Below are 14,986 nucleotides of genomic sequence, written 5' to 3'. Positions count from 1 at the left end.
ATGTCAGTAGAATTAATCCACCCAATCGCAATGGACCCAGGTCTACGTTTTGCGATCCGTGAAGGTGGTCGTACTGTAGGTGCTGGTGTTGTTGCGAAAGTAACTGCATAATCACTTTCAGTGAAAAAAAGCGCTCTTTTTAGAGCGCTTTTTTTATATTTAATTGTCTAACAATCACTATAAATGCTGGCCCTAACTGATATTTCAATGTCCTTATTTCCCCTTAACCCTTTTTATTAACTTTGTATGATAAGAATCAAGAAAACGAACAATAAAGTTTGAGTAACTAGGGTTACTTACTAAGGAGCTTTGGGTATGAATGCTAAAGTGAATATTACGAATCGTGCAGGTGCAAGCTTTCCAGTGCGTCGTATGAATTTTGACTTTAATGATGTACCAGAATATTGGATGAATGGTTCTGCTGGACTCACACATTTTATGACTGCATTGTCAGCATTGTTTCCGGCTGGTGAGAAATTCTTTATAGATAGTGTACGAGCAGTACGTTATCACCCAGCGATTAAAGATGATGAAGCACTCCAAAAAGAGATTAGTGCTTTCATTGGGCAAGAAGCAATGCATACTCAAGAGCATGTAAACTTCAACGCTTCTGCTCAAAAGTTTGGTCATGATGTAGAAACGTTAGAGAAATTTACCGATACGGCAATTCAAACAGCAATTAAAACTTTTGTAAAAATTGTCAAACCTTTCGGTATGACAAAAGAAATGGTTGACTTGACTGCTACAACGGCTCTTGAGCATTTTACCGCTACTATTGCGTCGCAATTATTGGTCAATAAGCACATTCAAGAGCTTATGACAGATGAGACAATGTCAACAATGTGGTATTGGCATGCGATTGAAGAAAATGAGCATAAAGCCGTAGCTTATGACGTGTACGAAGGTGTGTTTGGTAAAGGCATAAAAGCTTATGCGTTACGAACCAGTTCTTTAGTATTTGCTATGACTTTAATCTTTTTAATCCAGTCATCCTTTGTGCTTCGTTTATTAAAGCAAGACAACAAGTTGAATTTAGATGAACTATCAGTAATTTATAAATACGGATATAGCCCATCTAAAGGTATTATTAGTGGTATGGCTAAAGAAATGTTAGCTTACTTTAAACCTGGCTTTCATCCAAATGACCTAGATACCGTTGGTCTATTGAAAACATGGAAAGCAAAATTAGGTTTATAGTTTTAATTCATAATTTATAAAGGGCCGATAGTGGCCCTTTTTTATTTTTCTATAACTATATTAAAGAGATCGTGGAGCAGATATTGCACCTTTATGTGTCTATGAATGACCTCATCTGATATTTCTCTGTCCTCATCTGCACTTAATTGGTACATCGAAAGACGTATGATTATAAATATTAAGAAAATAAATAAAGTTATATGTGAATTAGCTATTCACTTAAAAGGAGTCTGAGATGAATGCTAAGGTAAATATTTCCAATCGTGCTGGCGCTAGTTTCCCTGTGCGTCGTATGGATTTTGAATTTGCTCAGGTCCCACGTTATTGGGCAAATTATGATGCAGCATTAACACATTTTATGACAGCATTATCGGCCCTTTTTCCAGAAGGTGAGCAGTTCTTTGTAAATAGTACGCGTGCTGTTCGAAATGATCCAAAGCTTGCTGATCCAGATCTTCAAAAAGAAATTAGTGCTTTTATTGGTCAAGAAGCGATGCACTCCAAAGAGCATTTAGCATTTAATGCTTCAGCACAGGCTTATGGTTATGATGTGCGCCATATGGAAAAGCAAACTGGAAAAGTCATTAAGATGGGTACAGCTGTTGTAACCAAATTAATGAAACCTTTTGGCTATACCAAAGAAATGATTGATTTGACTGGAACATGTGCACTAGAACATTTTACATCGACCATTGCAGCTGAACTTTTACAAAATCCTGAAATTCAGGCTATGTTCCAAGACGACACTATGTATCATTTGTGGATGTGGCACGCAGTTGAAGAAAATGAACATAAAGCTGTGGCATTTGATGTGTATACAAGTATGTACGGACAAGGTCCGAAAGCTTATTTTATGCGTTCAACAGCCTTGATTATTGCAATGGCATTAATCTTCGCAACTCAGTCTTATTTTACTGCTAAGTTACTTAAAACTGACGAAAAATTAACTTGGAAAGATACGAAGTACATGCTTAAGTTCATGTATGGTCGTAAAGGTTTTATGACTCGTCAAATTCCAGAGTTACTTGATTTTTTAAGACCAAAATTTCATCCAAATGATTCGGATACCACAGCATTGCTAGCAACTTGGCGTGAAAAATTAGGTCTTTAAAAAATACTGAAAAAAGGACAATTCAATTGTCCTTTTTTTTACTCGTTTTTTCTTGGGAAGTTTTTATAATACGCACTACTTTAGAATCTTCATTGCGTTGAAACTCATGATTCGTATTATGCAAAACACTGATGTGGATATTGTCGTTCAAATTGAAAAATCAGTTCAGACCCATCCGTGGTCAAGACAGCAATTTATTGAATCTTTGAACTCTTATCAATGTACAGTGATTGAGTCACAAAACAGAGTAGTTGGGTTTTGTATTTTACAGCCTGTTTTAGATGAAGCTAATTTATTACTCATGGCAGTTGATCCTAAAATGCAAGGGCAGGGTTTAGGATATGAGTTATTAAGTGCATCAATTGAAAAATTGGAAAATCAGCCAGTACAAATCTTTTTAGAAGTTCGTGAAAGTAATAAAGCCGCTATTGGTTTATATGAAAAAACAGGCTTTCACCAAATTGATCTGCGTCGCAATTATTATCCTACCCAAGATGGTGGGCGGGAACATGCGGTCATTATGGTAAAAACCTGTACAGATGATTTCGCATCTTTATTTAATGATTAAATTATTCCATTCAGAAGGTAACGTAGTCATAAGAGATGTACCTAGCTGTTGAATTTCTTCTGGTGATAATGATCTGTTTAAACGGCGCCATTGCCCATCGAGCAGAAGTTCTAAAGGGGTATATTGCGATTTATAGTTCATTTTGGCTGAATGAGGCACCCAATAGCCTAAGTAGAGATATTCTAAACCGAGCGATTTCACATATTCAATTTGGTTAAGAATAGAGTAAACACCAAGTGATCTACGATGCTCATCGGGATCAAAGAATGTATAGACAGCCGATAGTCCATCATCCATTAAATCACAAGTAGAAACGCTAATGAGCCGATTGTCTTTCCAAAGCTCAAGAAAAAAACTATCTGTGCAGCTATGTACTAAAAACTTTTCAAACTGATCTAGACTTGGTGGAAACATATCACCATCTGCATGGCGTTCATTAATATAGCGTTCGTATAAATCATAATGAATTTGTGCTGCTTGTCGCGTAGGCAGAACAGTCATGGTGAGATCTTGATTTCGTTTCCATGCTTTTTTTTGCATGCTGTTCATTTGAAAATCGGCAACTGGAACACGACAAGACAAACATTGTCTACATAAGTGACATTCAGGGCGATAAACAAAGTCGCCACTACGGCGAAAGCCTAAACGAGAAAGTTCTGAAAGAGTGACCACATCAATTCGATGGATAGGGTCTAAAAACACCATGCGTGCAGATTTATTTTCTAAGTAGCTGCAATCATGAGGTGGAGTAATATAATACTGCAGATCATTTAAAAGGGACTTCGGGTGATATGATTTCATGATTGGTCCCTCCTGTTATCATTCCATTAATTTTGCATCTAATGCTATTGTTTTACTTGAAAATACACGTTCTTGATACTTTTTCCAATTGATAGAGGGGTGAATAATTACATCTTGTAACGATTTTAAGTAGTCTTGACGAGAAAGTGTACTGGCTCCCAGACTAATTAAGTGACTGTTTACGAGTTGGCAGTCTATCCATGGTAGCTGATTTTCTTGTCCAATGAGCATTAATGTATAAAAAGCCATTTTTGAAACATCGGTTTCGTTGCTAAACATTGACTCACCAAAACACCCTTTGCCAATCGTAACACCGTATAAACCTCCTACAAGCTCCTCTTGTTGCCATACTTCAATACTGTAACCATAACCAGCATTAAACATCTCGCAGTAGCCTTGAATAATATCTTCACTAATCCATGTTTCGTCTGCATAACTTCTTGGCAAAGAGCAAGAGCGAATAACTTGTTCAAAGGCATGATTTATCGTAATGGTGTAATCGTACTTTTTCATGTTCCGAATGAGTGATTTACTTGGTTTATAGTTTTGAGGGTAGATCACGCAACGAGGTTCTGGACTCCACCAACAAATAGGTTCATCTTCATTAAACCAAGGAAAAAGACCATGCGTATAAGCTTCATATAGGGTAGAAGGGGAGAGGTCCGCTCCGATACAAATTAAACCATGCCCATCTGGATCGGCTTCAATGGGATCAGGAAAAATGAATTGAGAAAGTGGAAGTGTATTCATAAAAATAAAATAAGATGAGCTTTAAGGTTATGCTATAAAAATTAATATATGTCAGCTAGTCATTATTCTAAAAAAACAGCCGTTATAAGAACGGCTGTTTTAAAACTCTAGAAATCTATTAATTAAAGATTATCTAGATATTTTTCAGCATCTAGAGCCGCCATACAGCCAGACCCAGCAGAAGTAATCGCTTGGCGATAAATGCTGTCAGCGACGTCACCAGCAGCAAAAACACCAGCTACAGAAGTCGCTGTTGCATTACCAGAGGTACCGCTTTGCACTTGGATGTAGCCATCACGTAGGTTTAACTGGCCTTCAAACATTCCAGTGTTTGGCTTGTGACCAATTGCTACGAACAGACCATGAACCTCTACGTCTTGCTTAGAATCATCTTGAGTTGATTTAAGGCGAACACTGGTTACGCCAGTATTGTCACCCAATACTTCTTCAACTTCGTGATTCCAAATAATGCTGATTTTGCCTTCTTTTTCTTTGGCAAATAAATGATCTTGCAAAATCTTTTCAGAACGTAAAGTATCACGGCGATGTACTAACGTTACATGTGAAGCAATATTTGATAAATAAAGTGCTTCTTCAACAGCAGTGTTACCACCACCAACAACCATTACTTTTTGGTTTTTGTAGAAGAAACCATCACATGTTGCACATGCGCTTACGCCTTGTCCCATAAAGTTTTGTTCAGACTCTAGGCCAAGATATTGAGCTGTAGCACCAGTTGCAATAATTAAAGCGTCACATGTGTACTCTTCCATATCACCTTTAAGAACAAAAGGACGTACATTTAAGTCCACTTCGTTAATATGGTCATAGACGAGTTCTGTACCAAAGCGTTCAGCATGTGCTTGCATACGATCCATTAATGCAGGACCTGTTAAACCTTCAGGATCGCCCGGCCAGTTGTCAACTTCGGTTGTTGTTGTAAGTTGCCCACCTAGTTGTAAACCTGCAATTAAAGTAGGTTTAAGGTTTGCACGCGCTGCATATACTGCTGCACTATAGCCCGCAGGGCCAGAACCGAGAATAATTAACCGAGAATGACGAGCACTCATTGAGGGTATCCTTATTTATTTCGAGAATTTTGAAAATTATACGTGAATTTGCCGATCAATAGCGTTAAATCAATGTGGATAATATTGATCAGGTCAATCGAATTAAGTTATATAACAATATAGAAGTGCCTTATGTTAACAACAACTGTAAAGAATCATGCACCTTTTTTGTAAGAACAGGTGCATAATATAAAGTTCATTCGTTGAAGATCTAAAATGTAGTTCTTCACATCTCTAAACCAATAATTAAATGGGTTACAGGACAGTATATGACTGCGGTGTCAAGTGTTTATGCACAGCGCTTATTGATGACATTATTCTTGGTTTCTTTTGGTATTTATATGTTTCTGGCAACAGTAACATATACACCATTTGATCCGGGCTGGATGCATATTTCCAGTGATACTCAGCAAGTATCCAATGCAAGTGGTATTGCTGGCGCATGGATTGCAGATTTGCTGTTTGGTTTTTTAGGATGGGCAAGTTTGCTTATTCCAATTTTCCTTTTCATTGAAGCAATTCAGGTTTGGTGGCCACGTAGTTTCCTAAACCGCCCATTTCGTTATGCTGCACAATTCTTCTTAATTCTAGTTGTATCTAGCTTACTTTATTTACATTGGAATGTGCCGGCAGATACTTTAGATAATGCAGCTGGGGGAATTATTGGTTATGAGTTAGGTCAAAGCCTATCTCAATTGTTAACAATTTACGGTGCAACCTTATTTTTACTGGTTTTCGGGGTCGTGTTGTTTACTCTTGCATTTGGGGTGCAATGGAGTAAAACGTGGGTTACGCTCAAAGCTACACCAAGTTATTTACAAGATTTATTTTATAAGAACGTATCTCCGAATGAATCGGATTATGACTTAACAACTCAACCTGCCAACAAAGCAGCCGCGGTTAAAGTTGCTGACAATGCAGAAACGAATGCGAATGCTTCAGATGAGAAAGAAGCATCAGTTCAATCTGAAACAGCTCAACCACAATCTACGACAACGCGACATGATGCGGTTGCTGAGCGCTTATTTGCAGATGTGCTAGCGAAAGAGCAGAGCCGACCTGAACCTGTAGCAGATACACCAGTTGCAAATACTCAGAACTTTGAGCATACGCTTGAACAGGCCCATAAACTTGAACGAGATAGCCAACGTTTAGTTGCGACTGGCGAAGTATGGCGTGCTTTACAGCGTGATGATGCGAGTCATAAGCAAGAAATTGATGCGCTTTTAAGAGCTGCTGATGATTCGACAGAGATAGAACAAGTTCCTACTCATGAGCAATTTCAGCAAACAATTTCTCAAGTAAATCAAAATCAACCATCATCTAAACAAGACTTACATGGTCTTGATTGGAATGATGATGAGATTTTTGATGAGTTGCTTGCCGCGGTTCCAAACAGTAAAACTGCAACAGATGTGCATACACCATTTGTTCAAGATCACCATGTAGAAGCCGAACCAACTTCGCAATCTGTTAATATTGCGAATGAAACATCTTCAAATATTTCAAATTTAAATCAATCACCTAAAAATTTAGCAAACGAACAAGTCTTTGAAGATTTTGATGATTTATTAATAGATGAAGACATTGCCCCAACTGAACCTGTGAGAGCAAGTAGTTATGCGCAATCTTCAGCATTTGTAAAAGCTCCTATTCAAACGACTATTCAGGCCGACAAACTTTCAAAAGAAGAGTTTATTGAAGCTTGGCAGGAGACTGCTGGAAAACCGCAGGAAAATTCTGCTTTTGATGAAGACGATTTCGATTTTGATGCGCCGTTAACAGATGCATCAGGCCGCCCAATGTCTCGTGCAATGCAAGTTGCTAAGAAGCGTTTGGATTTACCAACTTTACCGGGTCTTGACTTACTCGATAAGGTCGATCCAAATAAGAAAGTCAACTTTACTGAAGAGCAACTTTCACGTTTGTCTGAATTGCTTGAAATTAAATTGCAAGAATTTAACGTAAAAGCACAGGTGGTAGAGGCTCAACCAGGACCAGTTGTTACTCGCTTTGAGTTAGATTTGGCGCCGGGTGTTAAAGCTTCTAAGGTAACGAATATCTCGCGTGACTTGGCGCGTTCAATGTCGATGGCATCGGTCCGTGTGGTCGAAGTCATTCCTGGTAAACCATACATTGGTATTGAAGTGCCAAACAGTGCCCGTGAAATGGTACGTTTGATTGAGTTACTGGAAACACCAACATATCGCGACCCAAGTGCATTAATTAGTATGGCGATGGGTAAAGATATTTCAGGTAATCCGGTACTAACAGACTTGGCGAAAGCACCGCATATGTTGGTTGCTGGTACGACAGGTTCTGGTAAGTCAGTTGCAGTAAACTCGATGATTTTATCGATGTTGCTTAAATATACGCCTGACCAATTACGTTTAATTCTAATCGATCCAAAGCAGTTGGAACTTGCAAACTATAATGATATTCCACATTTATTAACTCCCGTTGTTACCGACATGAAAGATGCGGTAAGTGCGTTGAACTGGTGTGTGAATGAAATGGAACGTCGTTATAAGCTTATGTCGTTCTTAAAAATTCGTAAATTAAGTGACTATAACCGTAAAGTTGAAGAAGCGATTGCGAATGGTGAAGACTTAATTGATCCGACTTGGAAGCCAAGCGACTCGGCGACACAAGAACGTGCACCTCGTTTAACGCCATTACCATCTATTGTCATTGTTGCGGATGAGTTCGCCGACATGATTATGCAGGTGGGTAAAAAAGCAGAAGAAATGATTACCCGTTTGGCGCAAAAATCTCGTGCTGCTGGTATTCACCTATTGCTTGCGACTCAACGTCCCTCTGTTGATGTTATTACTGGTTTGATTAAAGCCAATATTCCAACGCGTGTAGCACTACGTGTAAACAGTAAAATTGACTCGCGTACTATTTTGGATGCAGGTGGTGCAGAAGACTTGTTAGGTCACGGTGATATGCTGTTCTTAGGACCAGGTAAAATTGAGCCGGAACGTGTGCATGGTGCGTTCATTAGTGATGATGAAGTAAACCGTATCTGTGATGCTTGGCGTGAGCGTGGCGAACCAGATTATATTGATGAAATCTTGACACCATTTGATGAAGAGCCAGCGTCACGTGGCTTTGAAGAGGGTGAAGGCGGTTCTGACCGAGATGCACTTTATGATCAATGTGTGTCATTCGTATTAGAAACTCGAAAAGCATCTACATCTTCGCTACAGCGCAAATTTAGTCTTGGTTATAACCGTGCTGCTCGTATTATTGATCAAATGGAAGAGAACGGCATTGTGAGCTCAATGGGCCCTAATGGTAAGCGGGATATTCTAGTTTAAGACAATACAATTTAAGCCTCTTCGGAGGCTTTTTTATAACTTAAATAAAGTGAACCTATTTATAAATGACTTAAAGATTTTATCGTCTAGTAAAAAAATGCTAATGTATTTTCCCTAAATAAATAACAATGAATTAAATTAGGAGAAAGACATGCTATTAGCTCTGATTACTTTAGCCTTTATTCACTTTTGCGCACTTATTACTCCCGGGCCTGATTTTTTCCTTGTATCTCAAACTGCCATTAGCCGGTCTCGTAAAGACGCTATGCTGGTCGTTGCTGGTATAACGGCGGGTGTTATGTTTTGGGCGTGCTTGGCACTGATGGGATTAAATCTTATATTTGAGAAAATGGCTTGGTTAAAGCAAGGATTGCTCATTGCTGGTGGCTTATATCTATGTTGGTTGGGCTATCAGATGCTACGTTCGGCTTTTTCAAAAAATGAGCAAGAGGGCAATGTTGCTGTTGAGCTCCCAAAAGCACCTTACTTATTTTTTATTAAAGGTTTGATAACCAATTTATCAAATCCAAAAGCTGTTATTTATTTTGGTAGTGTTTTCTCTTTATTTTTAGCTAATCCTCAACTTGATCAAGTTCACTGGCTACTCTTTATTATTGTAACAGTCGAGACAATTTTATGGTTCTGCTTTGTGACTTTTATTTTCTCGTTACCAAGTTTTAGAGCAGCTTATCGTAATTTTTCAAAATGGATTGATGGTATTTCGGGCGGTATTTTTACCGTATTTGGTATTTTCCTGATTGGTAATCGATAAGTTTAGATAAGAAAAAAGCCTCTTTAAGAGGCTTTTTATTTTTAAGCAAACTTTGCTAGAACTTCTAAAAATGGTGCTGATTGACGCGGAAACTTAGCAATTACATCATGGATGCGTTGGCCTTCAGGGTCTTTGGCATTAATATCGCGTCCGTCCGCAATAAATTGCTTTAAAAGACGCTCATAGTCTGTTGGGCGCATATGTTTGAATGCATGGTAGAGCACATGAAAATCTGCATTCACACCACTTGGAGGAAGTTGGTTGAGGTAGGCAAAAACACGCTCATCGGACCATTCTTCATTGAAAGTTGCTGGCTGTGATAATGCCATGACAATCTCCTCATTTTAAAAAAGGCAAAATAACTTGCGTTATTTTGCCTTGATTCTGATTTATTGAATAGTCAGAAATAGAATTATCGTTCTTCAGGTAAATTGATATTCATTTCTAACATTTCGATATTAGCTTCAGAGCGAACTTGCATTTGGATATGCTGTTCACCTACACCGCTAACATAACGGCTAACCACTTGCATGATTTCTTTTTTCATCTGATCAATTTTGTCTTGGCTTAAACGGCGGCCTAAACCTTGTTCAGAAGCAACAATAACTTTCAAACGATCTTTGGCAGTTTGAGCACTTGATGGTTTTTCTTCGCTGCTAAATAATTTACTCCAGAATCCTGCCATATCTACGCTCCAAATAGTCGTGCTAACCAGCCTTTAGGTTGAGCTGTGATGTGTCGATAAGGACGGTCTTCGCCAAGGAAGCGTGCAACCAAATCATCATACCCCTGACCAGCTTTAGTTTCTGAATACAGAATAACTGGCTTACCTTCGTTTGATGCTTGTAATACACTTGGACATTCTGGAATAACACCTAATGTCGGTACGCGTAAAATATCTTTAGAAATATCATCAATTGTCAGCATTTCCTGACGGTCAGCACGTTCCGGGTTAAAACGTGTAATACATAAATGTTTACGTATACGCCCTTCGTTGTGTTCAACTTTCTTGGTTTTGCTATCTAACATACCAATAATACGGTCAGAGTCACGTACTGAAGAGATTTCAGGGTTTGTTACAATTATTGCTTCATCTGCATGATACATGGCTAAAATCGCGCCACGCTCGATCCCAGCAGGTGAGTCACAAATGATGTAATCAAACTCTTGAGATAACTCATCAATAACTCGAGCAACACCTTCGTCGCTCAACGCATCTTTATCACGTGTTTGTGAAGCCGGTAAAATATAAAGGTTTTCGATATCTTTATCGCGAATAAGGGCTTGCTGCAGACGTGCTTCGTTATTAATAACATTAACAAAATCATAAACAACACGACGCTCACAACCCATAATCAAATCAAGGTTACGTAAGCCTACATCAAAATCAATCACAACAGTTTTATGACCACGAAGGGCTAAACCTGTTGCAAAAGATGCGCTCGTTGTAGTTTTACCTACACCACCTTTGCCTGATGTTACGACAACAATTTTGGCCACCGAATCCACTCCTATTATGGTCATACACCCTTAAAAGGGCTGTTTTTTGGTGATTTGCTTAATAAATTAAAGTTCTAGAGCTTCAAATTCAAGCTCTTGCTTTTCATTTAAATAAATATGTACTGGCTTTTTTACCACATGTTTAGGGATATCATCTGCGACACAATACGTTCCGGCAATGGAAACGAGCTCAGCCTCTAAAGATTGGCAAAAAATGCGTGCAGCTGCGTGCCCGCCCGCACCAGCAATGACTCTACCACGAACTGTGCCATAAATATGTATATTTCCTGAAGCGATCACCTCGGAACCACTATTCATGCCAGCCTTTAAAATAATATCGCCGTTATCTTGTACAAGGGATTGGCCTGTACGCAAAATTTCATCATGATAAGAGGTAATATGAGCGACCGCTATCTTGTTTAGTGGTTTTTTTGTTTCTGCTGAAGACGAGGCAGGAGCTGTAGCAGGTTTTTCCACAATAGCCACTTGTTCAGCTGTCGCTTTAATGCGTTGTAATGGTTGATCTGCCGGTAAAACAGGGAATTGAATAGCGCGAGCCTCATCTCCTAAAATACCGTCGATTACCGCCATTGGTTGTAAACCCAAGCTCACCAGAAGTTGAATCAATGCAATTAACTCTTGCTCAACTGTACTGTCAATAATCACTAAAGTTCCTTGATAGGAACCTTCATTTAAAATATTTGATAATTGCTGGCGGATCACATCATGATCATTGGTATCGAAGGTTATCCTGCTAAAGTTAACCATTCTGCCGGTAATCCGTATATCAGCCATAAGTCTTCCTTCAAGGCGTTAAACGAGCTGTAATATCGTTAAGTTTATTGTAAATAGGGCAAATGCTAGAACAATTCGTGCCAATTCTCTAGCGTGATTCATAAAAAATTAAATAAATGCTTATTCTTTGATTCGATCATACTCCGCAAGGGTTTGTTGCCATTGTTTGACCTTGACTTGTTTACGTACAGACTCCAGTGTCTCGAACACGACAGATTCAACCAATTGCTCAAGCTGACGATTATTAATATTGATTTCACTTACTCTTTGAGAAATTAACTGATAAGTAGGGTTTGGAGTATCTTGAGATCCCTCAATTAAAGGTTCAATTAAACCTGCACTAATATTTTCACCTAATCTTTGACCAATGCTTTGAATTTGCTGTTCAATGCGGCCTCCGACTAAAGGAATTAATCGTAATAATTGAGTTAGCTCAGGCGTATCAATAATGGCTTGATCTACAATTTTGCCCACACCTTTTGTAATGGCAGGCTTTTGTTCTTTTAAAGCGGTGGCTAAAGATTCTTGTAATAATGCGGTTAGAGCAACAGTAAATTGCTCACGATGATGATTAACCAAGTCGTGAATAATCTGTTTATGGCTAGAACTGGTTTCAAGTTCATATCTAATACCATCAATCACGGTAATTACAACGCGGTCAGATAATTCTTCCATTACGACGCGATAATAAAATAGCCCAGTTTTCCGCCAGCTTTCCGGAACAACTGGATAGCCTAACTCATGTAAACGGTAAGCAATAATCCCTGCGCGGAATAAACGTAAAAAACGGAGCTGAGGAATAATAGCTAAAATTTCATACCAGTGAATAAAAGGAAAAAAGAACCAACGCTTATGGTGCTTATTGATGATCGCAATAGCCCAGCGTACAACCAGCTCAATAATTAAAAAACCAATAAACCAAGCTTCTGACGTAATCACCCAAGGATGTAGTGAAGTACGATAAAAGCTGAGTACTTGGGGCAAGTGAATATGTTCAAAGAACCATGCCCCAATACTGCTCATTAAAAAGAAATTAGTTGCAAGACAGAACAAGTTAAAAATGATAATAAACACCATAAAGATGTCGTAGACCAAAAACAGCTTAAATGAAAGGCTGTTTGGGTCTACATGATGGTATTTCGTTTTTTTCCCAGAACTGTTTTGCATAATAACGGGTGCTTTCTTAAATATTTGCAGTGGTATATTGAGACTTCATTTGCTCAATAAGTTGATCTTTTTCGGTCCAAATGTCATGAACCCATTGCTGAAAACGTTCACGATAAGCCGCGTCATCTTCATAGTTGCCGCCAAGTACCCAGTCTGGAATTTCAATTTTACGTAAGTTAACCGCAATTTTAGAAACATCCCCAAGCCAGAAATCGCTATATCCTGGTACGCCATCAGGATAGACGATGGTCATATCAACTAGGGCATCGATTTTGTCACCCAAGATATTTAATGCAAGCGCCAAGCCACCTGCTTTGGGTTTTAGTAAATGTTTATAAGGGGATTTTTGCTGGTCATGTTTTTCTTGAGTAAAACGAGTCCCTTCCAAATAATTTAATAGTGTGAAGGGCTGACTTAAAAGCTGCTCACAAGCTTTACGTGCTTCCATCATGTCACGGTCTTTAAGTTCAGGATTCTTCGCGATCTGTTCTTTAGTGTGACGCTTCATCATTGGAAAGCCTAAAATTTTAAATGCTTGCCCAACAAAAGGAATAAAGATGAGTTCCCATTTAGTAAAGAAACGGGTAAGGGGCATACGGGTTAAACCAAAATATTGATTTACAGTCGTGTCAACCCAACTTTGATGATTACAGGTCATTAAATAACGACCTTGCATATTCAGATCAAGTCCTTCATCAATGGTAATGTCCCATTTTAGATTGGGTAGAACATGGTCAATTAACCAATTATTTACCCCTAACCAGCTATTTGTAATTTGAATATTAGTTTCATCTATTTTTGATGATTTTTTTAAAAGCTTGGTCAGACCTAATGCAAGAACAGGAGGACCATGAAAAAAAGTACTTCCTGTAATGACTGTACCTACAGTGAGTCCACGTGTAATTTTTTTTAGCGCAGATTGTTTATTGGGTGCAGTTGGCATATAAATGACCCCGAATGTCTCAAATCCATAGAAAAGTTGTTCAACTATAACTGTCATAATATGAAATACAACGTTATCTTAGACAACAATGAAGAAATTGTGATGAGCTAGCATCTTAAAGTGCATCAAAATATTACAAAAACATAACTAAACTGTTTATTATTAACAAAATATCAATGTTTTATACTTCCTTTTTGTTTCATTATTCATTCAGACAACAAAACACACAAAGTGAGGAGGCATGCAATGCGTGCATTAGTTATTTCAACAGTGGTAGGGGCAGCAGTAGTTCTTTCTGGTTGTCAAACAACTGGTAATAATCTTGGTGGCGTTGAATACGATAAAGCCGCATTAGGTACTTTAATTGGTGCAGCAGCTGGTTATGGTATTTCTAAATCAAATGCAAACTCTAGCCGTCAAAACAACCGTGCTGCGGCAATCGGTGCAGTTCTTGGTGCTGCTGGTGGTGTATATCTTGACCAGAAAGAGAAAAAATTACGTCAACAAATGGCGGGTACTGGTGTAGACGTTGGCCGTAACCCAGATGGTTCTGTTCAATTGATCATGCCTGGTAGCATTACTTTTGATACAAACAAATCAAACATCAAGCCAAACTTCTACGCAACTTTAAACAAAGTGGCTCAAACTTTGGCTGAAGATAACAAGAGTGCAATTCTTGTAACTGGTTATACTGATAACACTGGTAATGACTCTATCAACATTCCATTATCACAAGCACGCGCTCAATCAGTACGTAGTTATTTAGCTAGCCAAGGCGTATCTGCTAGCCGTATCGACGCGCAAGGTTATGGTTCATCTAACCCGATCGCAGATAACTCAACTGCATCTGGCCGTGAACAAAACCGCCGTGTAGAAATCAGCATTTATGCTAAACAATAAGATCTAGTTTATTGTTTCAAAAACCACCTTCGGGTGGTTTTTTTATGGGTGCAGTACAAGAAATAATCACGACATTCTGCGGCGCATAA

General features: G+C 38.6%; 16 protein-coding genes. 7 read left to right on the top strand and 9 right to left on the bottom strand.

The annotated features are described in order from the left end of the window. The 4 genes from WBW42_RS08360 to rimI form a co-directional block, all read left to right on the top strand. Positions 1 to 111 (top strand): EF-Tu C-terminal domain-related protein (locus tag WBW42_RS08360; RefSeq protein WP_000110110.1); only part of this gene is annotated, 111 nt, incomplete at its 5' end. Between the two features lie 204 nt (positions 112 to 315). Beyond that, positions 316 to 1,197 (top strand): metal-dependent hydrolase, encoded by an 882-nt coding sequence (locus tag WBW42_RS08355; protein ID WP_002121792.1) that lies wholly within the window; start codon positions 316 to 318, stop codon positions 1,195 to 1,197. 235 nt (positions 1,198 to 1,432) lie between these two features. Then, a complete protein-coding gene (locus WBW42_RS08350) occupies positions 1,433 to 2,308 on the top strand; it encodes a metal-dependent hydrolase (RefSeq protein ID WP_032057683.1) in 876 nt (291 codons plus the stop codon). Between the two features lie 106 nt (positions 2,309 to 2,414). Further along, positions 2,415 to 2,876, top strand: coding sequence for a ribosomal protein S18-alanine N-acetyltransferase (rimI, locus tag WBW42_RS08345; protein WP_002121701.1), 462 nt, complete (start codon positions 2,415 to 2,417; stop codon positions 2,874 to 2,876). Here the strand turns inward: rimI and WBW42_RS08340 are convergent. The 3 genes from WBW42_RS08340 to trxB all read right to left on the bottom strand — a co-directional run bounded on the left by WBW42_RS08340 (position 2,862) and on the right by trxB (position 5,497). Beyond that, the gene (locus tag WBW42_RS08340) at positions 2,862 to 3,677 is read right to left on the bottom strand and encodes an arginyltransferase (RefSeq protein WP_004703325.1); all 816 of its coding nucleotides are present in this window, start codon (positions 3,675 to 3,677) and stop codon (positions 2,862 to 2,864) included. The two genes, rimI and WBW42_RS08340, sit on opposite strands and share 15 nt — an antisense overlap. Positions 3,678 to 3,695: 18 nt before the next feature. Further along, positions 3,696 to 4,427 carry a leucyl/phenylalanyl-tRNA--protein transferase gene (aat, locus tag WBW42_RS08335; RefSeq protein ID WP_032057679.1) on the bottom strand — a complete coding sequence of 244 codons (732 nt, stop codon included), beginning with the start codon at positions 4,425 to 4,427 and terminating at the stop codon, positions 3,696 to 3,698. Between the two features lie 122 nt (positions 4,428 to 4,549). Continuing rightward, positions 4,550 to 5,497: a thioredoxin-disulfide reductase gene (gene trxB / locus WBW42_RS08330; RefSeq protein ID WP_002121722.1), complete on the bottom strand. Its 948-nt coding sequence runs from the start codon at positions 5,495 to 5,497 to the stop codon at positions 4,550 to 4,552. 269 nt (positions 5,498 to 5,766) lie between these two features. On the opposite strand from trxB, the gene WBW42_RS08325 reads away from it, so the two are divergent. Both WBW42_RS08325 and rhtC read left to right on the top strand, forming a co-directional pair. Then, entirely contained in the window at positions 5,767 to 8,820 is a 3,054-nt protein-coding gene (locus WBW42_RS08325) for a DNA translocase FtsK (RefSeq protein ID WP_032057677.1), read from the top strand. Positions 8,821 to 8,971: 151 nt separating this feature from the next. Beyond that, complete coding sequence (gene rhtC / locus WBW42_RS08320; RefSeq protein WP_005803155.1) at positions 8,972 to 9,592, top strand: threonine export protein RhtC; 621 nt, start codon at positions 8,972 to 8,974, stop codon at positions 9,590 to 9,592. Between the two features lie 41 nt (positions 9,593 to 9,633). Here rhtC and WBW42_RS08315 read toward each other — a convergent pair whose 3' ends face one another. The 6 genes from WBW42_RS08315 to yihG form a co-directional block, all read right to left on the bottom strand. After that, positions 9,634 to 9,921, bottom strand: a complete 288-nt coding sequence (locus WBW42_RS08315) for a PA4642 family protein (protein WP_005070896.1) — start codon at positions 9,919 to 9,921, stop codon at positions 9,634 to 9,636. 83 nt (positions 9,922 to 10,004) lie between these two features. Then, positions 10,005 to 10,277, bottom strand: a complete 273-nt coding sequence (gene minE / locus WBW42_RS08310) for a cell division topological specificity factor MinE (RefSeq protein ID WP_000896934.1) — start codon at positions 10,275 to 10,277, stop codon at positions 10,005 to 10,007. 2 nt (positions 10,278 to 10,279) lie between these two features. Continuing rightward, on the bottom strand, positions 10,280 to 11,092 hold the full coding sequence (gene minD, locus WBW42_RS08305; RefSeq protein WP_002121719.1) for a septum site-determining protein MinD: 813 nt from the start codon (positions 11,090 to 11,092) through the stop codon (positions 10,280 to 10,282). 66 nt (positions 11,093 to 11,158) lie between these two features. Continuing rightward, positions 11,159 to 11,887 (bottom strand): septum site-determining protein MinC, encoded by a 729-nt coding sequence (minC, locus tag WBW42_RS08300; protein ID WP_005075304.1) that lies wholly within the window; start codon positions 11,885 to 11,887, stop codon positions 11,159 to 11,161. Positions 11,888 to 12,007: 120 nt separating this feature from the next. Next, positions 12,008 to 13,054, bottom strand: coding sequence for a hypothetical protein (locus tag WBW42_RS08295; protein ID WP_032057674.1), 1,047 nt, complete (start codon positions 13,052 to 13,054; stop codon positions 12,008 to 12,010). A gap of 16 nt (positions 13,055 to 13,070) precedes the next feature. After that, complete coding sequence (gene yihG / locus WBW42_RS08290; protein ID WP_017398885.1) at positions 13,071 to 13,997, bottom strand: 1-acylglycerol-3-phosphate O-acyltransferase, YihG family; 927 nt, start codon at positions 13,995 to 13,997, stop codon at positions 13,071 to 13,073. A gap of 246 nt (positions 13,998 to 14,243) precedes the next feature. Here yihG and WBW42_RS08285 point away from each other — a divergent pair, with 246 nt between their 5' ends. Next, a complete protein-coding gene (locus tag WBW42_RS08285) occupies positions 14,244 to 14,897 on the top strand; it encodes a YiaD family glycine zipper/OmpA-like lipoprotein (protein ID WP_005070886.1) in 654 nt (217 codons plus the stop codon). The last annotated feature ends 89 nt before the right edge of the window (positions 14,898 to 14,986 follow it).

This window comes from Acinetobacter sp. LT1, from assembly GCF_059800965.1.
This window is presented reverse-complemented; position numbering and strand designations above follow the sequence as displayed.